Annotated in this window: 19 protein-coding genes; 5 read left to right on the top strand and 14 right to left on the bottom strand. The window is 69.5% G+C overall.

What is annotated here, in order from left to right:
- Positions 1–3: 3 nt before the first annotated feature.
- From DAT35_RS20605 to DAT35_RS20625, 5 genes are read right to left on the bottom strand one after another with little or no spacing between them, the layout of a single operon-like run.
- Positions 4–1,428 (bottom strand): hypothetical protein, encoded by a 1,425-nt coding sequence (locus tag DAT35_RS20605; RefSeq protein ID WP_108068761.1) that lies wholly within the window; start codon positions 1,426–1,428, stop codon positions 4–6.
- Positions 1,429–1,440: 12 nt separating this feature from the next.
- On the bottom strand, positions 1,441–2,166 hold the full coding sequence (locus DAT35_RS20610) for an outer membrane lipoprotein-sorting protein (RefSeq protein WP_108068762.1): 726 nt from the start codon (positions 2,164–2,166) through the stop codon (positions 1,441–1,443).
- A gap of 50 nt (positions 2,167–2,216) precedes the next feature.
- Complete coding sequence (locus tag DAT35_RS20615) at positions 2,217–3,497, bottom strand: ABC transporter permease (protein WP_108068763.1); 1,281 nt, start codon at positions 3,495–3,497, stop codon at positions 2,217–2,219.
- A complete protein-coding gene (locus tag DAT35_RS20620) occupies positions 3,494–4,762 on the bottom strand; it encodes an FtsX-like permease family protein (RefSeq protein ID WP_108068764.1) in 1,269 nt (422 codons plus the stop codon). Before DAT35_RS20620 ends, DAT35_RS20615 begins: the two co-directional genes overlap by 4 nt.
- Positions 4,759–5,415: a TetR/AcrR family transcriptional regulator gene (locus tag DAT35_RS20625; protein WP_108068765.1), complete on the bottom strand. Its 657-nt coding sequence runs from the start codon at positions 5,413–5,415 to the stop codon at positions 4,759–4,761. The genes DAT35_RS20620 and DAT35_RS20625 overlap by 4 nt, the downstream gene beginning before the upstream one ends.
- Before the next feature lie 95 nt (positions 5,416–5,510).
- On the opposite strand from DAT35_RS20625, the gene DAT35_RS20630 reads away from it, so the two are divergent.
- From DAT35_RS20630 to DAT35_RS20650, 5 genes are all read left to right on the top strand, one after another.
- Positions 5,511–7,043, top strand: coding sequence for an MBOAT family protein (locus DAT35_RS20630; RefSeq protein ID WP_108068766.1), 1,533 nt, complete (start codon positions 5,511–5,513; stop codon positions 7,041–7,043).
- Positions 7,044–7,073: 30 nt separating this feature from the next.
- Positions 7,074–8,099 carry a hypothetical protein gene (locus tag DAT35_RS20635; RefSeq protein ID WP_108068767.1) on the top strand — a complete coding sequence of 342 codons (1,026 nt, stop codon included), beginning with the start codon at positions 7,074–7,076 and terminating at the stop codon, positions 8,097–8,099.
- Between the two features lie 140 nt (positions 8,100–8,239).
- Positions 8,240–10,075, top strand: a complete 1,836-nt coding sequence (locus DAT35_RS20640; protein WP_108068768.1) for a serine/threonine-protein kinase — start codon at positions 8,240–8,242, stop codon at positions 10,073–10,075.
- A 67-nt stretch (positions 10,076–10,142) separates the two neighbouring features.
- Positions 10,143–13,922, top strand: coding sequence for a DUF3857 domain-containing protein (locus DAT35_RS20645; protein ID WP_108068769.1), 3,780 nt, complete (start codon positions 10,143–10,145; stop codon positions 13,920–13,922).
- A 20-nt stretch (positions 13,923–13,942) separates the two neighbouring features.
- Positions 13,943–15,085, top strand: a complete 1,143-nt coding sequence (locus DAT35_RS20650) for a hypothetical protein (protein WP_108068770.1) — start codon at positions 13,943–13,945, stop codon at positions 15,083–15,085.
- Positions 15,086–15,087: 2 nt separating this feature from the next.
- Here the strand turns inward: DAT35_RS20650 and DAT35_RS20655 are convergent, their stop codons facing one another.
- The 9 genes from DAT35_RS20655 to DAT35_RS20695 are packed head-to-tail and all read right to left on the bottom strand — an operon-like array spanning position 15,088 to position 22,617.
- Positions 15,088–15,849, bottom strand: a complete 762-nt coding sequence (locus DAT35_RS20655) for a crotonase/enoyl-CoA hydratase family protein (RefSeq protein ID WP_108068771.1) — start codon at positions 15,847–15,849, stop codon at positions 15,088–15,090.
- Between the two features lie 9 nt (positions 15,850–15,858).
- Positions 15,859–16,299: a hypothetical protein gene (locus DAT35_RS20660; RefSeq protein ID WP_108068772.1), complete on the bottom strand. Its 441-nt coding sequence runs from the start codon at positions 16,297–16,299 to the stop codon at positions 15,859–15,861.
- Positions 16,300–16,321: 22 nt separating this feature from the next.
- Positions 16,322–16,882, bottom strand: coding sequence for a putative Fe-S cluster assembly protein SufT (gene sufT, locus DAT35_RS20665; RefSeq protein WP_108068773.1), 561 nt, complete (start codon positions 16,880–16,882; stop codon positions 16,322–16,324).
- A gap of 13 nt (positions 16,883–16,895) precedes the next feature.
- Positions 16,896–17,348, bottom strand: a complete 453-nt coding sequence (sufU, locus tag DAT35_RS20670) for a Fe-S cluster assembly sulfur transfer protein SufU (protein ID WP_108068774.1) — start codon at positions 17,346–17,348, stop codon at positions 16,896–16,898.
- Positions 17,345–18,574 carry a cysteine desulfurase gene (locus tag DAT35_RS20675; RefSeq protein ID WP_108068775.1) on the bottom strand — a complete coding sequence of 410 codons (1,230 nt, stop codon included), beginning with the start codon at positions 18,572–18,574 and terminating at the stop codon, positions 17,345–17,347. Before DAT35_RS20675 ends, sufU begins: the two co-directional genes overlap by 4 nt.
- Positions 18,571–19,896, bottom strand: coding sequence for a Fe-S cluster assembly protein SufD (sufD, locus tag DAT35_RS20680; RefSeq protein WP_108068776.1), 1,326 nt, complete (start codon positions 19,894–19,896; stop codon positions 18,571–18,573). Before sufD ends, DAT35_RS20675 begins: the two co-directional genes overlap by 4 nt.
- On the bottom strand, positions 19,893–20,675 hold the full coding sequence (gene sufC / locus DAT35_RS20685; protein ID WP_108068777.1) for a Fe-S cluster assembly ATPase SufC: 783 nt from the start codon (positions 20,673–20,675) through the stop codon (positions 19,893–19,895). Before sufC ends, sufD begins: the two co-directional genes overlap by 4 nt.
- Complete coding sequence (sufB, locus tag DAT35_RS20690; RefSeq protein ID WP_108068778.1) at positions 20,672–22,108, bottom strand: Fe-S cluster assembly protein SufB; 1,437 nt, start codon at positions 22,106–22,108, stop codon at positions 20,672–20,674. The genes sufC and sufB overlap by 4 nt, the downstream gene beginning before the upstream one ends.
- Complete coding sequence (locus DAT35_RS20695; protein WP_108068779.1) at positions 22,105–22,617, bottom strand: SUF system Fe-S cluster assembly regulator; 513 nt, start codon at positions 22,615–22,617, stop codon at positions 22,105–22,107. The genes sufB and DAT35_RS20695 overlap by 4 nt, the downstream gene beginning before the upstream one ends.
- Positions 22,618–22,709: the final 92 nt, after the last annotated feature.

The raw sequence follows: 22,709 nt of genomic DNA on the forward strand, positions 1-22,709 counted from the left end.
CCTTCAGTAGAAGAGGCGGACCTGGAAGAGGCCGCGATATTCGAGGGGCAGCAGGCTGAGCTCACTCACCTGGGTGGTGGACTCGGGCACTGTCGCCGCGAGGGACTTCGGACCCTGCCAGGGCACGAAGCCGGAGAGCGTGAGCGTCATCCACTCGGTGGCCGCCCAGGAGAGGCTCGGCGTGATGAGGCCCGACAGGTCTTGCAGGTTGGCCATCACCACCACGTTGAAGGTGAAGTCGTCGCGAATCTTCGGCTTCTGGTAGCTGACGAAGACGTAGTGGCGCCCGAGCGGCTCGAAGCTGAACTTCTGCGGCAGCCCCGCGTCCACGCTCCCGCGCGGGTCCACCGTCGAGGGGTCCAGGCCGAAGTCCTGCGCCACCCGCAACAGGCTGAGCGCGTTGACGTAGTGCTGGAACTCGCCGCGCGTGAGCCCGTCCGACTGGTACAGGTACTCCACCGAGAGCATCGACTCGTCGCCGAACATGTAGCGCGTGCCGGCCAGCACCCGCGGGCGCAACGTCCGCTCGTCCAGGCGCTTCGTGGAGAAGAAGGCCTCGCTCCGCAACACGCAGCCCAGCGCCGAGGGCCGATCCTCCAGGCACTCGCCCACCGGGTAGCGCCGCGCCGAGCCGAAGCCCACCAGCCCCTCCACGTGCAGCTCGTAGTCGGTGAAGAAGTAGCGCGAGAAGGAGAAGCCCAACCGCGTCTTGTCCTCGAAGGCGTCCCCGTACAGGTTGGAGTGGAAGAGCATCAGGTTGATGTCCGCGTCCGCCACCAGCGCATAGGCACGCGCGGCCACCAGGTAGTGCAGCTGGTCATCCTGCCGGTCCCACCTGGGGTACGCGAGCAGCGCCTGTGGCAGCCCGTTCTGCTGCTTGAGCACCGCGGGGCTCGCCAGCAGCGTGAAGGCGTACTTCTCCAGCGGGACCTCCACCCGGACCATGTACGCCCCCGCCCGCTGGAAGTTCGGGTCGGTGGGGTCCTTCGGCGGGTTGATGAGGTCCGTCGGGTTGTACGCCATCCCCGAGCCCCAGATGACCCGCTTCTTCCCCACCAGCAGGTGCAGCTGCGGCACCACCTCGTGGCTGATGTACAGCTCGTTGAGCGACATCAGGGGCTTCGCCGCGCTCGCCTCCTTCTCGCTCACGGCCACCTCGTTGCCGTCCGCGTCCAACCCCCGGTAGCGCCCCGAGGCCAGGAGGAAGAGCGACAGGTCCGCCGAGATGAAACCACCCGGACGGTACTCCTGACGCGGCTGCACGTTCAGCTCCAGGAGCTGTTGCAGCTCCGGCTGGCTGTCCGTGGCGAGCAGGCCCGAGACTCGCGAGCGCTGGTACTGCGTGCGGCTCTCGACGTAGCCCGTCACCTCGGCGGCCAGCGCCGGTGCCGAGGCCAGGAGCGACAGGGAAGCGAGCAGCGTGCGCATGGAGGAACCCGCTCAGCGGCCCAGGTCCGCCTGCGTGAAGCGCTGGGCCGGCGCGTCCACGTTCAGCTTCACTGTCTTCATCACCAGCTCCGAGCGCCTCGCCTTCACCAGCTCGTTGCGCATCACCACCTTCGCCGGCCGCGTGTAGCCCTTGTCGAACTCGGTGTACTCGGTGAACTCGGCGCTGCGCAGCATCTGCCCGCTCGTGCCGTAGTACTCGCCCTTCACCGGCATCGCGTCCTTCTTGCGCAGCCACAGCTTGATGGAGTCGTACGCCGTCTCCGCGCTCTTCGCCTTCAGCTCCAGCGCGTACGTGTCCGGCACGTCCGAGGGCACCAGCTTGCCCGTGTAGTCCTTCGTGTAGTTCACCCGCATCACGTCCGCGTTGTTGAAGTCGCCGCCCTGGAAGCTGTCGCGGTTGGCGATGCGCGTGGCCCTCTTGAGGTTGGGCAGGTACACCCACATGTTGTCGCCCGAGCGCAGCATCTCCTGCCCCTTCACGCTCGCCGGCCCCTTGAACCAGACGCGGAACTTGTCGTCCTCGCCGCGCAGCATCTTCATCACGTAGGTGCGGCTGCTGCCGTCCTCGCGGTACGCCGTCATCTCCGACTCGGTCTCGAAGGTGCGCGGTCCCATCACCGCGTCGTACTTCGCCAGCAGCTCCTCCGCGGTGGGCTCCGCGGCCAGCGCCGGTGCCGCCACCAGCAGCGTCATCAGGGCGAGAGTGAAGGTTCTCATCTGCAAACTCCTTGAAGGGAAGTCCTTGAAAGGAAGAAGGGGAACGGGACTCAGACCGAGCGCAGCGCTTCCACGGGGTCCAGGCGGCTGGCCCTCCAGGCCGGCCAGGCCGCGGCGGCCAGCGCGCCCACCACCGCCACCGCCAGGGTCATGACCACGAAGGACGGGCTCAGCTGGGGGCGCAGCACGGACTGCGAGCCACTGCTGACCACCATCGACATGGGAATGCCCCGCGCCGCGATGGCACGGACCACGGAGCTCCCCAGCAGCACGCCGCCCACTCCGCCCAACACGCCGAGCAGCGTGGCCTCCACCAGGAACATCGTCAGCACCTGCCGCCGACGCATCCCCACCGCGAGCATGGTGCCAATCTCGCGCACCCGCTCGAACACGCTCATCAGCATGGTGTTGATGATGCCGGTGATGATGATGACGAAGAGGATGAGGGAGATGAGCCCCATCACGAAGCGCTGCCGGCTGATGATGTCGCGCACGAAGGGCTGCAGCTCCTGCCAGGTGTGCACCTCGTACTGGGGGCCGAGCTCCTGGCGCAGGTCCTCCGCGATGCGCTCCAGGTTGCGCAGGTCATCCACCGCCACGGCGAGCTCGGTGACACGGCCCTCCATGCCCAGCAGTTCCTGCGCCAGCTTCAGCGGCACCGTCACCGTGCGCTTGTTCTCGAAGGGGAGGCCGGACACGCTCAGCCCCTCCACGGACACGTCCAGCGAGTTGGCCCGGCCCTTGGGGCTCGACGAGGCGAGCGTCACCCGATCCACCATGGACTCGGCGTCCGCCTCCTTCGAGGCCACCGCCTTCGCCTTCTCCGCCGGCACCACGGCATGGAAGGAGCGCGCCAGTTCGTTGCCGAGGATGGCATGGGCGTGGTCACCCGACGCGAGCGCCCGGCCTCCAGGCAACACGTCGAAGCCGGCCCGGGGCACGGCCTGCTTCTCCGAGGCCAGGTCCAATCCCCTGCCCACGAACATCGTCTGGGACACCCCGTTGCTCACCAGTCCGGAGAACTGGATGCGGCCGGTGACGCCCGTGACGCCGGGCACCTTGCGGACACGGGCCAGCAGGGCCTCGTCATAGGGGATGCTCGGCTCCAGCAGCAGCGCGTCGCTGCTGTCCATGTAGCCGGCGGTGTGAATCTGCAGGGCGCCCGTCTTGCCCTGGACGATGTCGTCCACCATCAGGGCCACGAAGCCGTCGATGAAGCCTCGCAGCACGAGGACGGCGGTGACGCCCAGGAGCACGGCGGCCAGGGTGACGAGGCTGCGGCGGCGGTTGCGCGCCACGTTGCGCGCGGCGATGGAAGAGAGCGTGCTCATGAGTGGGCCAGGGCCTCCACCGGACGGAGCTGGGCGGCGCGGTACGCGGGCCACAGGGCGGCGAGCGCCGCGCCCACCGTGGCCATGCCCACCGCGCGCACGAGGTACAGGAGCGACACGTGGGGACGGATGATGCTGTCCGCCGAGGCGCCGGGGGCCGGCAGGTAGATGCCCCGGTGGCCGAGCCACAGCGTCACCGCCCACCCCACCAGCGCCCCGAGGATGCCTCCCACCAGCCCCAGCACCGCGCCCTCCATGAGGAAGAGCGACACCACCTGCCTGCGCCGCGTCCCCACCGCGAGCATGGTGCCAATCTCCCGCACCCGCTCCAGCACGTTCATCAGCATCACGTTGACGATGCCCAGCAGCACCGTCAGCAGGAACACCGACGTCATGATGCCGAAGATGAAGTCCTGGTGGCCCACGAGCTGCGCGACGAAGGGCAACACCTGGTCCCACGTGTGCACCTCGTACTCGGGCCCGAGCGCCGCCTGCACCGCGTCGCGCACCCGGGGCGCATCCTCCAGCTCCTTCACCGCCAGGGCGTACTCGGTGACGCGGCCCTCCATCCGCAGCAGGCGCTGCGCGGTACCCAGGGGCACGTAGCCCTGCCTCCGGTCTCCCGGCGTGGCGCTCACCAGCGTGCCCGCGATGCGCACGGCCTCGCCGTTGAGCGCCCCGTCCCGGTCTCCCGACAGCAGCGCGGGCCAGCGCTCCGATGGCACCTGCGCGCCCGTCACCTCCGCACGCAGGCTCCTCGCCATGTCCGCGTTGAGCAGCAGCTCCGGCGCGTCCACGGTGGACAGGTGCGAGCCCCTGCCCAGCCACGTCATGCGATGGGGCGTCACCTTCGGCTCCAACGCCGGGTCATAGGCGGTGATCTGTAGGAAGCCCGTCTTGCCGGCGCCCTCGTCCCCCGTGGCCCCCTCCGCGTCCGGCAGCGACACCATGCCGCCGAAGGCGATGCGCGGCGACACCGCGACGACGCCCTCCACCGAGGCCATGCGCCGGCGCACCTCCTCCGAGTCCGCCATGTCCAGCGTCAGCGGCGAGCCCTGCACGTTGGCCAGGTAGCCCTTCTTGTGCACCTGGATGGGCCCCGCCTGTCCGAAGATGAGGTTCTCCAGGACCACGCGCTGCTGGCCGTTGATGAAGCCTCGCAGCCCCACCATGGCGCCCACGCCCACCACCAGCGCGACGAGCGAGATGGCGGTGCGGCGCCGGTTGCGCAGCAGGTTGCGCGCCGCGAGCGAGAGGAGCCTCATGAGCGCCTCCGCGAAACGGACTTCAGGGTCATGGTCTCTCCCGCCTTCACGGACTCACAGAAATGGCGCACGTGCGCGTCCACCCTCGCGTGGAAGCGCTCCAGGTCCGGGGCGCCCTCGGCCATCACCAGGAACATCAGACGCATCATCAACATCGGCCCCATGAACTCGATGGAGTACAGCTCGGAGTCCCCGGGCCGGATGACGCCCCGGCGGACCAGTTCCTCGAAGAGCCGTCCCAGCCGCGCGCGGCCCGCCATGATGGAGTGGTGGATGAGCCCCGCTTCCTTCAGCCTCGGGCCCTCGGCCAGCAGCATGCGAACGAACTTCTGCTCGCGCGGAGAGGCCCACTCGTCGACCAGGCGCTGGGCGATGAAGCGCAGCAACGGCTCGGGACCCTCGCGCAGCAGCGCGTCCAGGTCCAAGGACTCGAGCCGCTCGGACCTGCCCGGCCCCATGTCCTGCAGCAGCGCCTCGAAGATGGCCGCCTTCGAGGGGAAGTGATGGTAGAGCGCGCTCTCGCGCACCCCCACCGCCCGGGCGATCTGCCTCATGGACGTGCCCGCGAAGCCTCCTTCCGAGAACAGCTCCAACGCTGCATCCAGAATCAGGCGGCGCGTGTCCCGCGCTTCCTCTTTCGTCGGCCTCGCCATGCCGGGGCGCAAACCTAACGAACGTTCACTTCATTCGCAAGTCAGCGAGCCTCGGGCTGGAGTACCCTGGCGCTCACCGGTCCCCGGGCTCGCGGATGCTCTTCAACTCGCACGTCTTCCTCTTCGCCTTCCTGCCCGCGACGCTGCTCGTGTTCTTCGGCCTGGGACACCGCGGCCGCACCCGCGAGGCCCTGCTGTCCCTCCTCGCCGCCTCGCTCGTCTTCTATGGCTGGTGGTCCGCCGGCTACGTCCTGCTGCTCGTCGCCTCGCTGTCCTTCGACTACGTGCTGGGGGCTCGCATCGCCTCGCTCGCCGCCGTGGACAAGCGCCGCGCCCGGTGGCTCCTCACCGCCGGGCTCATCCTCGACCTGGGACTGCTCGCGTACTTCAAGTACTCGGGGTTCCTCGTGGGGAACCTCCAGGCGCTGCTCGGGACGCACTGGGACTACTCACCGCCCCGGCTGCCGCTGGCCATCTCCTTCTACACCTTCCAGCAGGTGGCCTACCTCGTCGACTGCTACCGCACCGCCCACCGCGAGCCGAGCTTCCTGCGCTACGGCCTCTTCGTGACCTTCTTCCCGCATGAGATCGCCGGCCCCCTGGTGAACCACCGCGAGATGCTCCCGCAGTTCGCCTCGCCGGACGTGGCGCGCCTGCGCTCCGAGCGCCTCACCGTGGGGCTCACCTGCTTCTTCCGGGGGCTGTTCAAGAAGGTCGTCGTGGCGGATGTCGTCGCGCAGTTCGCCAACCCCGTGTTCGCCGCCGCGGCGCAGGGCGTACCCGTGGGCCTCGTGGATGGCTGGGTGGGGGCCATCGCCTACTCGCTGCAGCTCTACTTCGACTTCTCCGGCTACTCGGACATGGCCATCGGGCTGGCGTGGCTCTTCAACATCCGCCTGCCGCTCAACTTCGACACGCCCTACCGCTCGGCGAGCATCGTCGAGTTCTGGCGCCGCTGGCACATCTCCCTCTCGCGCTTCCTGCGCGACTACCTCTACGTGGCGCTGGGCGGCAACCGGAAGGGCCGCGTCCGCCGCTACGTCAACCTGATGCTCACCATGCTGCTCGGCGGGCTGTGGCACGGCGCCGGGTGGAACTTCGTCCTCTGGGGCGCGCTGCATGGGGCCCTGCTCGTCGTCACCCACGTGTGGACCGCCGTGCGGGAGCGGCTGGGCCTGGCGCCGCTCGGACAGGAAGGACGGTGGACCCGGCCCCTGGCCATCGCCGCGACCTATGGGGCGGTGGTGGTGGCCTGGGTCTTCTTCCGCGCCGAGACACTGGAGGGTGCACTCGGCGTGCTCCGGGGCATGGCGGGCCTGACGGACGGCGCGCAGGCGGGGCTCGCCTTCCGCGCGGTGTGGAACGACGACCTCTCCGGCTTCTTCCGGGCGGCGGCCAAGACGGGCGTGCTGCTCGTGGCGCTCCCGGTGGTGTTCCTGTCCGGTGGCCTGCACCGCTGGATGGGGCCCCACAACCCCGCGCTGGTGGAGGACTCGCCCCAGGCATTCCCGGCGTCGCGCTGGGGCTGGCAGCCCACGCCGGGCCAGGTGCTCGCCTGCGCCGCCATGGCCGCGGTGGCCATCCTCCGCCTGAGCGAAGTGAGCGAGTTCATCTATTACAACTTCTGACCGGCTCCCCGGGCCGGCGCGGATACTCCCGTGAGCATGGACAGGTACCTCAAGCACTGGGTGGTGGCCACGGCGGCGCTGGTGCTGGGGGCGTTCGCGCTCAACCTGCTCGTGGATCCGCTCTGGTACGGCCAGGGCAACCGCCTCACCGGGCGCAACTACGAGTTCAACGAGCGCGTCTCCAAGGCCAACCTCTTCCTCCAGGACCCCGCCCGCTACGACTGCCTCATCCTGGGCAGCTCCACCTCCACCATCGTGCACCCCTCGCTGCTGGAGCCGCACCGCTGCTTCAACCTCGCGTTCAGCGCGGGCGTGGTGGGCGAGCTCGTGGCCTATGCCCGGTGGTTGCGCGCGCACGGCGCGAGGCCCTCGCTCGTCATCGTCGGGACGGACTTCGTGAACTTCGACGCCCGCGTGGACAAGCAGGTGGACGTGCCGGACTTCGTGACCCGGGGCGAGGCCCCGCCGCCGCGCTGGAAGAGCTACCTCTCCCTGGACGCGCTCCTCTGGTCGGCCCTGGCGGTGATGGACCAATCCCCCTACCCCAAGTTCTATGACGAGCGCTTCGAGGTCGTGATCCGCCCCGATGCGGGCACCTTCGACCCCGAGGGCCTGCGGCTCTCCCCGCGCACGTTGGATCCGGCCCGGGCGGCGCGCTTCCGCGAGCTCCGTGACGTCTTCCCCGAGGCGCGCTTCGTGGGCTGGATGCCGCCGCTGTCCGCGTGGCACATGGCCGAGCTGGAGCGCACGGGCGCCCTGCCGGACTACCTGCGCAGCCTGCACGCGCTGACGTCCGTGTTCGACGCGCTCTACGACTTCGCCGTGCCCTCGGACGTCACCATGCGCACCGGGAACACCTACGACGGGCGCCACTACGGCAACGAGGTCAACGCCCGGGTGACACGCCGGCTCGCGGGGCACGAGGACTCGTTCGGCGTCCGGGTGGATGGACTGACCCTGGAGGCCTACCGCGCGCTCTACGTGGAGGCACTGCGAGCCTTCCGGGACGGACAGTCGAACCCCTCTGCTCCCGTGGTGGGCCCTCTCACCCCCTGAGACTGGGGGTGTAGGTGGGCTCCCACATCCAGAACCCACCGGAACCATTCACGCCTGTCCTTCCCGTAGCGTCCTGGATCATCCTGTACGCCTGGAAGCAAAAGGTTCTGCTAGCCTCACCGCGCTCCGCAGCCCCCCTCATGCCCTCGCTCGACGCCACCGCCACCGCCATCAGCCGGACGCATGCGCCGGATCTCATCCCCGGCTATCGACTGGAGAAGCTCGTCGGTACCGGCGGCATGGGAGAGGTCCACAAGGCCATCCAGCTGTCCCTGGGCCGCACCGTCGCCGTCAAGCTGCTCAGCCAGCAGCTCGCCCAGGAAGAGAGCTTCGTCGCCCGCTTCCAGAAGGAGGCCGCGGCGCTCGCCACCCTCCATCACCCCAACATCGTCTCCATCGTCGACAAGGGCAGCACCGTGTCGACGTACTACCTGGTGATGGAGTTCGTGGACGGGCCCTCCCTGCGCGAGCGCATGCGCACGCCTCCCGAGGATCCGCTCGAGAAGATCCGCGTCATGCTGCAGATCTGCCGGGCCATCGAGTACGCGCACGGCCGCGGCGTCATCCACCGGGACCTCAAGCCGGAGAACATCCTCTTCGACGTGCAGGCCGGCGACATCCCCAAGGTGACGGACTTCGGCCTGGCCTCGTTCCTCGAGGACACCAGCTCGCGCTTCCAGCTCACCAGCACGCACGTGGCCATGGGGACGCTGTCCTATATGGCGCCCGAGCAGAAGGTGGACGCCAAGACGGCGGATGGACGCGCGGACATCTTCGCGCTCGGCCTCATCTTCTACGAGATGCTCGTGGGCGAGCTGCCCGCGGGCCACTACGATCCGCCCTCGCGCCGCAAGCCGGGGCTGGACCCGAGGCTGGACGGCATCATCGCCAACTGCCTCAAGCAGCTGCCCGCGGACCGCTACGACAGCGTCACCAGCCTCATCCGAGACCTGGAGCCACTCGCGCCCAACTACACCACCGTGCGGCCGGCGAAGCTCAGCCGGATGCAGCGCGTCAAGCTCGCGGTGAAGCGCACGGTGCGCGTCGTCCTGCAGGTGGTGGCCACGCTGATGGTGCTGGCCGCGATGGGCATCCTGGGCATCACGTGGCTGCGCAACTCGGAGAGACGCGTGCCGATGACCCCGGGCACCTCGCTCTCCGCGGACCTCGGGCTCCCCTCGGCGCAGCTCGTCGCGGGCAGGTTGAGCTCGACGGATGGCGAGCCGCGCAAGGTGAGCCTGGGTGAAGGCGTCGACAAGCCCTCCGTGCTGGTGTCCGGCCGGCCACTCACCCTTGAGGACAGGACGCTCGTCTTCCCCGCCGTGGAGGGCCAATCGCGTGTGGGCCTCATGGTCGTGGACGTGCCGGGCATGAGGGGGGATACCGCCCGCTTCTCGGCCCGGGTGAACACCGGGACGCTCGAGCCCACCTCCTTCGCCGACCACCTTCGTCCCCTGATGTACGGCCCTCGGCCAGACGCAGAGGTCGCCCTGTTGCTGATGGGCAGCCCGGGGCGGTACGTGGCTCTGGTGTACAACGGTGCCGGCGCCCCGCTCCGGCTGGAGTGGAACCTGGGAGAGAAGCGAGGCGCCATGCTGGGGCCCGACTCCCCCGTGGGACCCCTGGAGCTCGAGCTGTCCGTGGACGAGGAGGGGGTCCTGGTCGCCTCGTATGGCACCCGGGATGAGAAGCGCCCCATCGCCGAGCCCCTCCATCTGGGGTTGGACTGGCAGGAGAAGCGGTTCGGCAAGGCGCCCCATCCCGCCCTGGGTTGCATCGAGGGCATCTGCCGGGCGGAAGGTTTCAGCTACTCGGTCAAGCCCCTGCCACCCAAGCCCGTGGGTGCCGTGGCCCAGGCGTCCGAGCCCCCGCGCCCGCAGGTCCAGAAGCCGGCCCCCAAGCCGACGCCCCCGGCGCCTGCCAAGCGGCCAACCCCAAAACCCGCCCCTCCGCCGAAAGGTAAACGCTCAAAGTAGCGAGCGGGCTATTCGCCGCATGCGGATGTAGCCTCACCCGAGGGATTGAACTATCCCTGTGCGCTCTATGCGCACGCCCACCCGCGCCCTGACCGCGCTCCTGCTCGTCGTCGGCCTCCTGGCCGGCTGTGCCCACGCCCCCGCGTCCACCGAGGTGCTCGAACGAGCCGCCACGGCGGCGCAGAAAGGCACCAGCGAGGCGCGCACGCTCGCGCTCGCCGGCTTCCATGCGTGGTTGATGACGGGGGACGCCGCCGCCGCCCAGGCCCGCTTCGACGAGGCCATCGCCAAGGACCCGGCCGACCCCTACGCCCTCTACGGCCAGCACCTGCTCGCGCGCCGTGTCGCCCAGCCCCGCCGCGCGCTCGATGCCGCCCTGGCCGTGGCCACCCGCGCCCCCCGCCATCCACTCGCGGTGCCCTCCGCGCGCTACGTGCTGGACATGGTGGGCACCTCCCCCGCGCTGGATGACACCATCCTCACGGGACTCCAGGCCGCGCTCGATGCCGGCTCCTCGGGCGAGGCCGCCCAGTTGCTGCGCGCCAGCCAGGTGGCCATCCTCGGCCTGCGAGCGGATAGAGCCGCCCAGGCCCGCGCGCTGAAGGACATGGGCGCGGCGGACACGGCCACCCTGCTGGGGCCCTTCTCGCCCTGGCACCTGCTCGCCTTCGACGACACCACCCCTCCGGAGAAGGACGGCTCCCTGGCGGGCCCCTTCACCGGCCCCTTCGGTACGCTCGTGCCGCGCACCGTGCGCGGGCCAGACGGCCGGCTGGACGTGGCGGGCGAGCCAGCCGCTGGCGACATCTACCTGCTGGTCGTGGACGCGGAGGTGTCCGAAGCCGGTGACTACGTCGTGCGCTCCGTCTCCGCCTCCTCCCACAAGGTGATGGTGGATGGCACGCCCCTGCTGGAGCGCCGCGCCTTCACCCGCGCCGCCTCCACGGTGACCGCGCACACCGTGCACCTCGCCGCGGGCCGCCACCGCATCCTCCTCAAGCTGCTCAAGGACCAGCGTGGGGCCAACGTGACGCTCGCCCTGGTCCGCGCGGACGGGCGCCCCTCGGCCATCCGCTACACCCCGGCCACCGGGCCCGCCCCCTCCGAGTGGGGCTCGGCCCCGAAGGACGCCGGGTCGGAGCTCGTCTACCCCGGCGCGCAGGACCTGGCCGCCGCGCTCGCCGACGAGGCGGGCCCGCTGCTCTCGGACTTCGTCGCGGTGCGCGATGGGATGGGGAGGGATCCGGACGGCGCCTGGCGGCTGATGACGCGCCTGCAGAAGGCCACGCAGGCGCCCGCGGTCCTGTCGCTGCGCGCCGAGCTGGCCTCGCTGGACCGGAGCATCCCCACCAAGGTGTCGCGCGGACGCGCGACGCGGGACCTCGAGGCGGCCCTGGCGAAGGATCCGGGAGACGTGAACGCACTGCTGCTGCGCGCCGAGCTGACCCTCAATGACGGACAGGCGGCCGCGGCGCAGGAGACGCTCAAGACGGCGAAGGCCGCGGCGAAGCCGGCGGGCTGGCCGGTGTACCTGCTGGAGGCGCGCGCGGCGCTGGCCCTGGAAGTGGAGAGCGCGGCCGAGGAAAGCCTGGACGCGGCGATCCAGGCACAGCCGAAACTGTGCGATGCGCTGGGACTGCTCTACGGGCTGGCGCGGCGCCGGGACGCGGTGGCTCGAGCGGACGAGCTGATCTCCTCGATGGAGGGCTGCCCCGGTTGGCTGTCCCGCGCCACCGAACACGCACGGATGCGGGGTGACCTGGCCCGCGCCACCGAGCTCGCCCAGGAGCAGCTCACGCGCAACCCGGGGGACATGACGGCGGCCATGTCGCTGGCCAGTGCGTACGTGGCGCAGCGCCGCTTCGACGAGGCCACCGCCACGCTGCGGGCGCTGAGCGCGCTCTGGCCGCGCAACGCGAAGGTGCTGGAGAAGCTGGCGGACGCGCGTGAGCTCGCCGGGGACGCGGCTGGGGCGCTGGCGCTGCGCGAGCAGTCCCTGCTGTTGGATGGAAGCAACCTGGCGCTGCGCCGCGCCGTGGTGCGCGCGAAGACGGGGCAGGAGCTGCTCCAGGCGTACGCCATCGACGGGCGGCAGGCCATCAAGGACTACGAGGCCAACCCGGGCCCCGAGGAGAGCGCCGCCGCCTACGTGCTGGACTCGGCGGCCACGCAGGCGTACCCGGACGGCGCGCAGATCACCCGCATCCACGGCATCCAGAAGGCGCTGGAGCAGAGCGGCGTGCAGGATATCGCCGAGGTGACCCTGCCCTCGGGCGCGCAGGTGCTGGCGCTGCGCACCATCAAGGCGGACGGCACGGTGCTGGAAGCGGAGAGCATCGAGGGCAAGGACACCATCAGCCTGCCGGGCGTGCAGGTGGGGGACTACGTGGAGGTGGAGTACCTGCTGGCGGAGGGCTCGCGAGGGCCAGCGCAGCCGGGCTTCACGGCGTCCGACTTCTACTTCCGCATCGCCAACATGCAGGACCACCGGGCCACGTACACGGTGGTGGCGCCCAAGGGCACGGGCATGAAGGTGGACCCACACAACATGAAGGCACCTCCACCCGTGGTGAAGGGGGACGAGGAAGTCTTCACCTACGAGGTGAAGAACGCCCCCCCCTTCATTCCCGAGCCGGACGCTCCGCCCTCCAGCAAGGAGTACCTGCCCTTCGTGGTGGTGGGCGCGGGCACCACGGGCAACGACAAGCTGGTGGCGGTGTACTCGGACGCCTTCCTGGACCGGGGCACGTTCAACTGGGAGGTGGAGGCGTTCGCTCGCGAGGCGGTCGGAGACAAGAAGGGCCTGGAGGCGGTGAAGGCGCTGTACGCGGCGGTGATGAAGCGCTTCATCGGCCGGGACGCGGGGCTGACGCAGTCGGCGGCGTCGTCGGTGGCGCAGGACCGGGGCAGCCGGATGTGGGTACTGAAGGCGGGGCTGGAGTCGCTGGGGATTCCCACGCGCATCGTGGCGGTGCGGACCTACTCGGCGGACCCGGCGGAGTACCTCTTCCCCGAGGAGTCGCTGCTGCCGTACCTGGCGCTGAGGGTGGACGTGCCCGGGGAGGAGCCGGTGTGGCTGGACACCAACACGCGGTACGCCCCCTTCGGCGAGCTGCCCGAGACGGCGCTGGGCGGGCGTGACGCCTACGTGCTGCCCGAGCCCGGGCGTCCGTTGGAGAAGGTGAAGACGCCGCCGGCGAAGCAGGTGCCCGGCAAGCAGGTGAAGCTGGCGCTGGAGGTGGATGGAAGCGGCCAGCTCACCGGCAAGGGCGAGGAGGTGTACACCGGCTTCGAGGCGGCACAACTGGCGGAGGCCTTCGAGGCCATCTCCGGGGAGCGCCGGAGGCAGGCGTTGCAGGGCGCGGTGGGACGCTACTTCGGCGGGGCGGAGCTGACGGACCTGAAGCTGGAGCGCACGGAGGCGGTCGGAGCGCCCTTCACGGTGCGCTACGAGTTCAAGGCGGCGAACTTCGCGCGGGCGGACAAGGACAGGCTGGTGCTCCCGCCCATCACCATGCCGGCGATGCTGGGACGGCAGTACGTGCAGCTCAGCACGCGCAGCACGCCGCTGTACATCGGCGACACCGAGGCGAGCCATGTCGTGACGACGCTGACGATGCCGCAGGGCTACCGGCTGTCGGATCCGCAGGCACAGCTGAAGGTGGAGAGCCCATTCGGAAGCATGGTGCGCACGGAGAAGCAGGAGGGGCGAGCCCTCACCATCGACGAGACGGTCCGGGTGAACCGTGGCCGCATCCCGCCGCAGAAGTACGAGGACTTCGCGCACTTCGCGGGTGAGGTGGACCTCATCCAGTCGAGGGACCTGGCGCTGGAGAAGAAGCCGTAGGGAAACAGGAGAGAGCCCACGTGTCCGACCCGCTCATGACCGAAGACGACGTCGACGACCTGTCTCAGGCCACCGCCGACGCACTCCAGAAGGTCGGCTACGACATCACCCGCTGGAAGGAGGTGGGAGCGGTCAGCCCGGGTGTGGTCGGCCTGCTCTACGCCTGGTTCTCCAACCAGGTCTTCCAGAACGGCATCATCGGCTGGGTGGGGAACGGCTACGCCCGGAAGGGAGAGCACCGGGTGCTCGCCGCCCTCACCCGCATGCACGCCGGGCTCGACCCCGATATGGCAGCGGTCCTGTTCCACGCCTTCCAGCAGGTGGAAGAGCACGGGGCCGGGAACCCCGAGTCCACCCTACCGGGCCATCTCGACACGTTGCTCTGGGAGCGCCCCATGCGGCGGCTGAAGTTCGGCTTCGCGGTGGCGGCGCACTGGGACGCCAATGCGGATCCGTTCGCGCTCCCCCCACCCCGGTGGGAGCCACCACGCGCGACGCTGGCGCCGGCGAAGGGGCCGGTGCGCTACCCGAGCGTAGCGGTAGGACTCACCCCGAACGGCGCTCACCTCGACGTCCGCATGGAGGACTTCGACGCGTTCGACTACCTGAACGTGACCGGCGCCGTCGTCCGGGGACTGTGGCGCGCGGGCGTCTCGGACGAGGAGATGCGCCGCTTCTTGAGCGAGGCCGATGACGAGCGCAAACGCCTGGGTGAGGTCTGCGCGCGCTGGATCTCCTTCGATGGCGATGGAGGCGACGCCGCGCGCTTCCAGCGCATCCACGACGGGCTGTTCCCGCCGGATCCGCTGCTCGCCAGTTTCCCCCAGGTGAAGGACTGGCACGGACTGTTCCTCCTGCCGGAAGGCGCTATCGAGCGGGTTCAGCAGGCACTGAAGCAGGTGAACTACGTCCAGCTGAAGGAGCCGGCGGCCGGGCTACTCGACACGCTTCGAGCGGCCCTCCGGTGGGATCCAGACGCCATCGGAGTGCTCCGAGGAGAGACCCTCTCCTCCGCCGACACCCCGGTGTTCGAGCTGCTGGTCCAGGCCTCCCAGACGGGACAACGGATCATCATCTTCGGGCTTCGCGATGCGGCGAAGCAGGAGCTCCGCATCCAGGCCGCCCGCTTCAGGTCGCACGTGCACGAGCCCACGTCCGCCTGACCCTATTCGAACTTGCCGTGCCGGCCCGCGCCGCCCGCGAAGCGCTTCGCTCCGGTCAGCGACTCCGACTCGAGCACCTGGATGCCGCCCTTGAACTCCTGGAGGAGCGCCTCCTCCAGCGGGAGCCCGGCCTGCTCGTACGCCGAGCGCCGATCCGCGTTCATGCAGGCCTGCGGGAAGGCGGCGATCTCCCGGGCCAGCTGCTCGGCGGCCTCGCGCGCACCGCCATGGGGCACCACGCGGTTGACGAGCCCCATGCCGAGCGCCTCCTGAGCGGACACCGGGCGGCCGGTGAGGATGAGGTCCAACGCGCGGGAGAGTCCAATCAACCGGGGCAGCCGCACCGTTCCCCCGTCGATGAGCGGCACGCCCCAGCGGCGGCAGAACACGCCCAGCACGGCATCCTCCTCGGCCACGCGGAGGTCACACCAGAGGGCCAGCTCCAGGCCTCCCGCGACGGCATGGCCCGAGATGGCGGCAATCACCGGCTTGCTCAGCATCATCCGCGATGGCCCCATGGGCCCATCCCCCTCGGGAGCGAGATGGGGCAGCCGGCCTTCGGCCACCGCCTTCAGGTCCGCTCCCGCGCAGAAGGTGCCTCCCTCGCCGTAGAAGACGCCGACCTTCGCCTCGGCATCGGCGTCGAACTCCCGGAAGGCACTCGCGAGGGCCTCGGCCGTGACGCCATCCACGGCATTGCGCACCTCGGGGCGGCTGAGGATGACGGTGGAGATGGGACCGTTCTTCTCGACGCGGACGCTCATGGGAGACTCCTAGAACGCGTAACGCACGGCGCTCTGCGAGCCGGCGAAGCGCAGCTCGATGGTGCCGTGCTCACCCTTGTTCTGCTCGCGCCAGCGCCGCTTCAGGGGGCCCAGGTCGAACGTCGCGGTGCGGGACAGCAGCGCCTCGCATGAATCCCCGTTCGCATCGTGGGCCAGGACGAGCTCCGCCTGTGTGTCACCCGCCGCCAACGTCTGGAAGACACCATCCCAGAGCAGCTCGTACACGTGCTCCCGGCAGCCGCCCGAGTGCCTCACCTGCGCCACCAGCGTGTCGCCCTGAAGCTCCAGGCTCCTGATGATGAGCTCGTCCCCGGGCGCGGGAGTCGGCGTCATCCGCAGGACCTTGGAAGTGGCGGAGGCCGAGGACATCGGCCCCGCGCAGCCGAGCAGGGCACAGAGAACCAGACCACTCCAGATGGGCGTGCGCATACCCCTCCCGAAAACCCCGAGACTACATCCAGCCGAGCTGCAACCGCGCCACGTCCGACATGCGGCTCTGGTCCCAGGGCGGATCCCATACGAGCTGCACGTCCGCCTCCGTCACTCCGGGCACGCCCTGCACCTTCTGCCGCACGTCATCCACCAGCACCGGCCCCATGCCGCACCCCGGAGCCGTCACCGTCATGTGAATCTCCACCCGGTGACCGCCCTCCGGCAGCGGCGTGGCCTTGCACTCGTACACCAACCCCAGCTCCACGATGTTCACCGGAATCTCCGGGTCATACACCGTGCGCAGCTGCTCCCAGATGCGCTCCTCGTCGAACGAGCCCTCGGCGGCCTGCGCCTGGGGCTCCTCGGACTTCGGGTTCTGCGCGAGGTAGTCGGCGCCCAACGCATCGGTGTCCTTCTCGGCGATGCGCATGAGCTGCCCGTAATCACCCTGCACGGTCACGTTGCCGCCGAGCGTCTGGAGCACCCGCACCTCGGTGCCCGCGGGCACCGTCACCCGCTCGCCGCTGGGAATCATCGTCACTTCGCAATCACGCGCGAGCGGTGTCAGCAAGCCTCTCATCCGAACATCCTCCCTACTCCGTCGAGACCGAGGTCTCCTTGCCGTCGAGCGCCGCGCGCAGCGCATGCCACGCCAGGCTCGCGCACTTCACCCGAGACGGGAACTCATTCACTCCGGACAGCACCGCCAGCTTCCCCAGCGCCTCCAGGTCCATGCCCTGGGGACCCTCGGTCACCAGCTTGTGCACCAGCTCGTAGAGCCGCTCGGCATCGGCCCGGGACAGCTCCTTCACCGCCCCCGTCATCAGCGACGCCGAGGCTCGGGAGATGGCACACCCCTGCCCCACGAAGCCCACGTCCTTGATGACGTCGCCGTCCATCCGCAGCGTCACCGTGAGCTGATCTCCACAGAGCGGGTTGTACCCCTCGGCCCGGCGGTTGGCGCCCTCCACCTCGCGGAAGTTGCGCGGACGCTTGCCGTGCTCGAGCACCACCTCCTGGTAGAGGTCCTGCAACTCGGAGCTCATGCGAACACCTCCCGGACCTTGTGGAGCCCGCGCACCAGCGCGTCGATGTCCTCGCGCGTGTTGTACATGGCCAGCGACGCGCGCACCGTGGCCGCCACGCCGAAGCACGACAGCAGCGGCTGCGCGCAGTGGTGTCCCGCCCGGATGGCCACGCCCTCGCGGTCCAGGATGGTGCCCACGTCGTGTGCGTGCACGTCCTCCATGATGAAGGACAGCACCCCGGAGCGCTCGCGCGCCTGGCTCATCAGTCTCAGGCCCGGCACGCTCTCCAGCGCCCGCGCCCCGTACTCCAGCAGCGCCTGATCATGCGCGGAGATGGCGTCCAGCCCCACCGAGTCGATGTAGTCCATCGCCGCCGCCAGCCCGATCGCGCCCGAGATGTCCGGCGTGCCCGCCTCCAGGCGGTACGGCAGGCGGTTGTAGACCGTCTTCTCCATCGTCACGGAGAGGATCATGTCCCCACCACCCTGCCAGGGAGGCATCGACTCCAGAACGGCGGCCTTGCCATACAGCACGCCGATGCCCGTGGGGCCGAACATCTTGTGCCCGGAGAGCGCGTAGAAGTCGCAGTCCAGCGCCTGCACGTCCACCCGGAAGTGCGCCGGCGCCTGAGCCCCATCCACCAGCACCGGCACGCCCCGCGCGTGGGCCCGCCGGATGATGTCGCGCACCGGGTTCACCGTGCCCAGCGCGTTGGACACGTGCGTCACCGCGAGCAGGCGCGTGCGCTCGGTCAGCAACACATCGAGCTGGTCCAGCCGCAGGTCGCCTCGCTCGTCCACCGGCACCACCTTCAACGTGGCGCCCACCTGCTGGCAGAGCATCTGCCAGGGGACGATGTCCGAGTGGTGCTCCATGGCGGTGATGAGCACCTCGTCACCCGGGCCCACCTTGCTGCGCCCGAAGGTGTACGCCACCAGGTTGATGGCCTCGGTGCAGCCGCGCACGAAGATGATCTCCTTCGTCTCGCGAGCGTTGATGAACCGGCGCACCCGCTCGCGAGCCCCTTCGTAGGCCAGGGTGGCCCGCTCGGAGAGCGCGTGCACGCCGCGGTGCACGTTGGCGTTGTCGTGCGTGTAGTAGCGCACCAGCGCGTCGATGACCGCCTGGGGCTTCTGCGTCGTCGCCGCGCTGTCCAGGTACACCAGCGGCCGGCCCCGCACCTCCTGGTGGAGGATGGGGAAGTCCGCGCGGATGCGCGCCACGTCCAAAGGTGCTCCGCTCATGCCCGTCCCTCCTTCGCTCCGGGGAGCTTGCGTGCGAGCAGCTCCTCCACCTGCTCTCTCAGCGTCGCCAGGGGAACAGCCCCCACCACCTCGGTGGCGAAGGCGTGCGTCAGCAGCGACTCCGCCTCCGCCCGGGGAATGCCGCGCGCCCGGAGATAGAAGAGCGCCTGCTCATCCAGGCGGCCCACCGTCGCGCCGTGCGCGCACTTCACGTCGTCCGCGAGGATTTCCAGCTGCGGCCGAGCATCCGCCATCGCCGCCTCCGACAGGAGGAGGTTGCGGTTGGCCTGGCGCGCATCCGTCTGCTGCGCGTCCGGACGCACCATCACCTTGCCGTGGAAGGTGCCGCGCGCCTTGTCGTCCAGCACGCCCTTGTACAGCTCACGGCTGGTGCAGCGAGGCTGCGCGTGGTCCAGGTTCGTCCACTGGTCCAGGTGCTGCGTGCCGTGGCCCACGTACAGCCCGTTCAAGGTGGCCTCGCCACCCTCGGCCGAGAAGAGCGCATGCACCTCGTTGCGCGCGAGCGCCCCGCCCAGGGAGATGAGATGCGAGGCGAAGCGGCTGTCCCGCCCCTGCTCCACGTGCAGGCCGCCGATGTGAAAGGCCGACTCGGACTCGGCCTGCAGCTTGAGGTGCGTGAGCCGAGCCCCATCCCCCAGCACCACCTCCGTCACCGCGTTGGTGAAGGAGACGCCCGGCGCCGCGCCCACGTAGCTCTCCACCAACGTGAGCTCGCTGTTCTCCCCTGCCTGCACCACCACCCGGGGGCTCGCCAGCGCCAGCTCTCCATCCCCTCGCGTCACGAAGAGGAGCTGCACGGGCTCGTGGCACACCGTCCCCGGCGCCACCCGGACCAGCGCGCCCTCCTCCAGCAGCGCCGCGTTGAGCGCGGTGAAGGCACTCGCCTCCGCGCGAGCCCGGCGGCCCACCAGGGACTCCAGCGGCTCGCCGTCCTGCAACGCCTCGCGCAGACTGCGCACCGTGAGGCCCTCGGGAGCGCCCTCCAGCCGGGACAGCTCCCGGACGAACCAGCCGTCCACGAACACCAGCCGCGGCCCCGTGCCCGGCAGGGCGAGCCGTCCCACCGCCGCCTCCACCCCCGCCTCGTGCACGGTGCGCACGGGGCAGAAGGCATGATCGGAGATGGGGGCCACGTTCGTGTACTTCCAGTCCTCGAGCTTCGTGGAGGGGAAGCCTTGGCGCGCGAGCTGCGCGATGCCGTCCTGCCGCAACGCGCGCAGCCACGCGGGAGCACCCGCCGCCCGCTCCGCCTGGAAGCGCTCGGCCAGGTCGAGGTAGTGCTGCAGCCCCGCCTCCTTCACGGCCTCGCCTCCTTGCCACCCGCGGCTTGGCCCTGGCCCAGCCACGCATAGCCCTTCTTCTCCAGCTCCAGCGCCAGCTCGCGCCCGCCCGTGCGGACGATGAGCCCGCCGGCCAGCACCGACACCTTGTCCGGCACCACGTACTCCAGCAGCCGCTGGTAGTGGGTGATGACGAGCATGCTCCGCTCCGGCGAGCGCAGCGCGTTGATGCCTCCGGACACAATCCGCAGCGCGTCGATGTCCAACCCCGAGTCCGTCTCGTCGAGGATGGCCAGCCGCGGCTCCAGCACCGCCATCTGGAAGATCTCGTTGCGCTTCTTCTCGCCGCCGGAGAAGCCCTCGTTCACCGAGCGCTGCATGAAGGCCTGGTCGAGCTGCACCAGCTTGGACTTCTCCCGCGCGAGCTGGAGGAAGTCCATGGCGTCCAGTTCCTCCTGGCCCGCGGCGCGCCGCCGGGCGTTGAGCGCCGTGCGCAGGAAGTGCAGGTTGCCCACGCCCGGAATCTCCACCGGGTACTGGAAGGCCATGAAGACGCCCGCGTGGGCGCGCTCCTCCGGCGGCAGGGACAGCAGGTCCTTGCCGTCGAAGAGCACCTCGCCCTTCGTCACCTCGTACGTCTCGCGGCCGGAGAGCACCTGCGACAGCGTGCTCTTCCCCGAGCCGTTGGGGCCCATGATGGCGTGCACCTCGCCGGGCATGAGCTCCAGGTTGATTCCCTTGAGGACCTCGCGACCCGCCACGCGCACGTGCAGGTCCTTGATGCTGAGCAGCGGCTTCATCCCACGCTCCCTTCCAGACTCACGCTGAGCAGCTTCTGCGCCTCCACGGCGAACTCCATGGGCAGTTCCTTGAAGACCTGCCGGCAGAACCCATTCACAATCATCGACACCGCGTCTTCCTTCGAGATGCCCCGCTGCTGGCAATAGAAGAGCTGGTCCTCGCCAATCTTGGACGTGGACGCCTCGTGCTCCACCTGCGCGGAGGAGTTCTTCACTTCGATGTACGGCAGCGTATGGGCGCCGCACTTGCTCCCCAGCAGCAGTGAGTCGCACTGGGTGTAGTTGCGCGCGCCCTCGGCGCTCTTGAGCACCTTCACCAAGCCCCGGTAGGTGTTCTGCCCGTGGCCGGCGGAAATCCCCTTGGAGACGATGGTGCTCCTCGAGTTGCGGCCCAGGTGGATCATCTTCGTCCCCGTGTCCGCCTGCTGCCGGTGGTTGGCGAGCGCCACCGAGTAGAACTCGCCCACCGAGTCATCCCCCTTGAGGATGACGCTCGGGTACTTCCAGGTGATGGCCGAGCCCGTCTCCACCTGCGTCCACGAAATCTTGGAGCGGTGGTGGGCGATGCCGCGCTTGGTGACGAAGTTGTAGATGCCGCCACGGCCCTGCTCGTCACCGGGGTACCAGTTCTGCACGGTGGAGTACTTGATGTTGGCCCCATCCAGCGCCACGAGCTCCACCACGGCGGCGTGGAGCTGGTTGGTGTCGCGCATGGGCGCGGTGCAGCCCTCGAGGTAGCTCACGGTTGCGCCCTCGTCCGCGACGATGAGGGTGCGCTCGAACTGGCCGGTGTTCTCCGCGTTGATGCGGAAGTAGGTGGACAGCTCCATGGGGCAGCGCACGCCCTTGGGCACGTAGACGAACGAGCCGTCGCTGAACACCGCCGAGTTGAGCGCCGCGAAGAAGTTGTCCGAGTGCGGCACCACCGTGCCCAGGTACTTCTTCACCAGCTCGGGGTGCTCGCGCACGGCCTCGGAGAAGGAGCAGAAGATGACGCCGGCCTTGGCCAGCTTGTCCTTGAAGGTGGTGGCCACGGACACCGAGTCGAACACGGCATCCACCGCCACGTTCTGCAGGCGCTTCTGCTCCTCGAGCGGGATGCCGAGCTTCTCGTACGTCTTGAGGATCTCCGGATCCACCTGGTCGAGGCTGTCGAGCTTCGGCTTCTGCTTGGGCGCCGAGTAATAGATGATGTCCTGGTAGTCGATGCGCGAGTAGGACACCTTCTGCCAGTCCGGCTCCTTCAGGGTGAGCCAGTGCCGGTAGGCGCGCAGCCGCCACTCGAGCATGAAGTCCGGCTCGTTCTTCTTGGCGGAGATGATGCGGATGATGTCCTCGTTGAGCCCACGGGGGATGGACTCGGACTCCACCGCGGTGACGAAGCCGGCCTCGTACTGGCGCTTCGTGAGCTCCTGGATGGTCTGCGTGCTCATGAGTGGATTCCTCCCGCCGTGGCCGGGGTTGGGTTCGAGTTCTGGGCTGGAGCGGCCGGACGTGCGGGCACGCCGAGGCCCACCAGGCGAGGCACCGGCGCACAGAGGTCCGCCAGCGTCAGCTTCCCGAGCGCGTCCTGGATGGTGCGGTTGATGACGCGCCAGTGGCCTCGCACCTTACACACCGTCTCCAGCTCGCAAGCGCCAGCCGGCGGATGGGCACCATGCGCACCGCACTCGGTGAGGGACACGGGGCCCTCGAGCGCGGTGATGATCTCCGTGAGGGGAATGTGCTCGGCGGGCCGGGCCAGCCCATAGCCGCCGCTCGCGCCCCGGTGGGACACCAGCAGGCCAGCGCCCTGGAGCCCCTTGAGCACCTTGCTCACCGAGGGCAGGGGCACACGGGTATCGGCCGCCAACTCCCTCGCCGTGCGCGTCTCGTTCCCGGCGCGCGCCAGCTCGGTCAGCAGCACGATGCCGTAGTCGGTCATCTTGCTCATCCGGAGCATTCGGAATCTCTCCAGCCTTGGGGGCCCCCTCTACCAGGGGGTACCTCTGCGTGGTGGCTCTTTAAACAGGACTAACTTGGTCCGCATTAAAA

The sequence above is a fragment of the Vitiosangium sp. GDMCC 1.1324 genome, assembly GCF_003044305.1.
Classification (GTDB): Bacteria; Myxococcota; Myxococcia; order Myxococcales; family Myxococcaceae; genus Archangium.

Excerpts from the sequence above, each read along its gene's own strand:
- DAT35_RS20615 (WP_108068763.1), bottom strand. The coding sequence starts at position 3,497 with ATGAGCACGCTCTCTTCCATCGCCGCGCGCAACGTGGCGCGCAACCGC.
- sufC (WP_108068777.1), bottom strand. The coding sequence starts at position 20,675 with ATGAAGCCGCTGCTCAGCATCAAGGACCTGCACGTGCGCGTGGCGGGT.
- DAT35_RS20695 (WP_108068779.1), bottom strand. The coding sequence starts at position 22,617 with ATGCTCCGGATGAGCAAGATGACCGACTACGGCATCGTGCTGCTGACC.
- DAT35_RS20640 (WP_108068768.1), top strand. The coding sequence starts at position 8,240 with ATGCCCTCGCTCGACGCCACCGCCACCGCCATCAGCCGGACGCATGCG.
- DAT35_RS20630 (WP_108068766.1), top strand. The coding sequence starts at position 5,511 with ATGCTCTTCAACTCGCACGTCTTCCTCTTCGCCTTCCTGCCCGCGACG.
- DAT35_RS20655 (WP_108068771.1), bottom strand. The coding sequence starts at position 15,849 with ATGAGCGTCCGCGTCGAGAAGAACGGTCCCATCTCCACCGTCATCCTC.
- DAT35_RS20625 (WP_108068765.1), bottom strand. The coding sequence starts at position 5,415 with ATGGCGAGGCCGACGAAAGAGGAAGCGCGGGACACGCGCCGCCTGATT.
- DAT35_RS20610 (WP_108068762.1), bottom strand. The coding sequence starts at position 2,166 with ATGAGAACCTTCACTCTCGCCCTGATGACGCTGCTGGTGGCGGCACCG.
- DAT35_RS20675 (WP_108068775.1), bottom strand. The coding sequence starts at position 18,574 with ATGAGCGGAGCACCTTTGGACGTGGCGCGCATCCGCGCGGACTTCCCC.
- DAT35_RS20660 (WP_108068772.1), bottom strand. The coding sequence starts at position 16,299 with ATGCGCACGCCCATCTGGAGTGGTCTGGTTCTCTGTGCCCTGCTCGGC.
- DAT35_RS20620 (WP_108068764.1), bottom strand. The coding sequence starts at position 4,762 with ATGAGGCTCCTCTCGCTCGCGGCGCGCAACCTGCTGCGCAACCGGCGC.
- sufU (WP_108068774.1), bottom strand. The coding sequence starts at position 17,348 with ATGAGCTCCGAGTTGCAGGACCTCTACCAGGAGGTGGTGCTCGAGCAC.
- DAT35_RS20605 (WP_108068761.1), bottom strand. The coding sequence starts at position 1,428 with ATGCGCACGCTGCTCGCTTCCCTGTCGCTCCTGGCCTCGGCACCGGCG.
- sufT (WP_108068773.1), bottom strand. The coding sequence starts at position 16,882 with ATGAGAGGCTTGCTGACACCGCTCGCGCGTGATTGCGAAGTGACGATG.
- DAT35_RS20645 (WP_108068769.1), top strand. The coding sequence starts at position 10,143 with ATGCGCACGCCCACCCGCGCCCTGACCGCGCTCCTGCTCGTCGTCGGC.
- sufB (WP_108068778.1), bottom strand. The coding sequence starts at position 22,108 with ATGAGCACGCAGACCATCCAGGAGCTCACGAAGCGCCAGTACGAGGCC.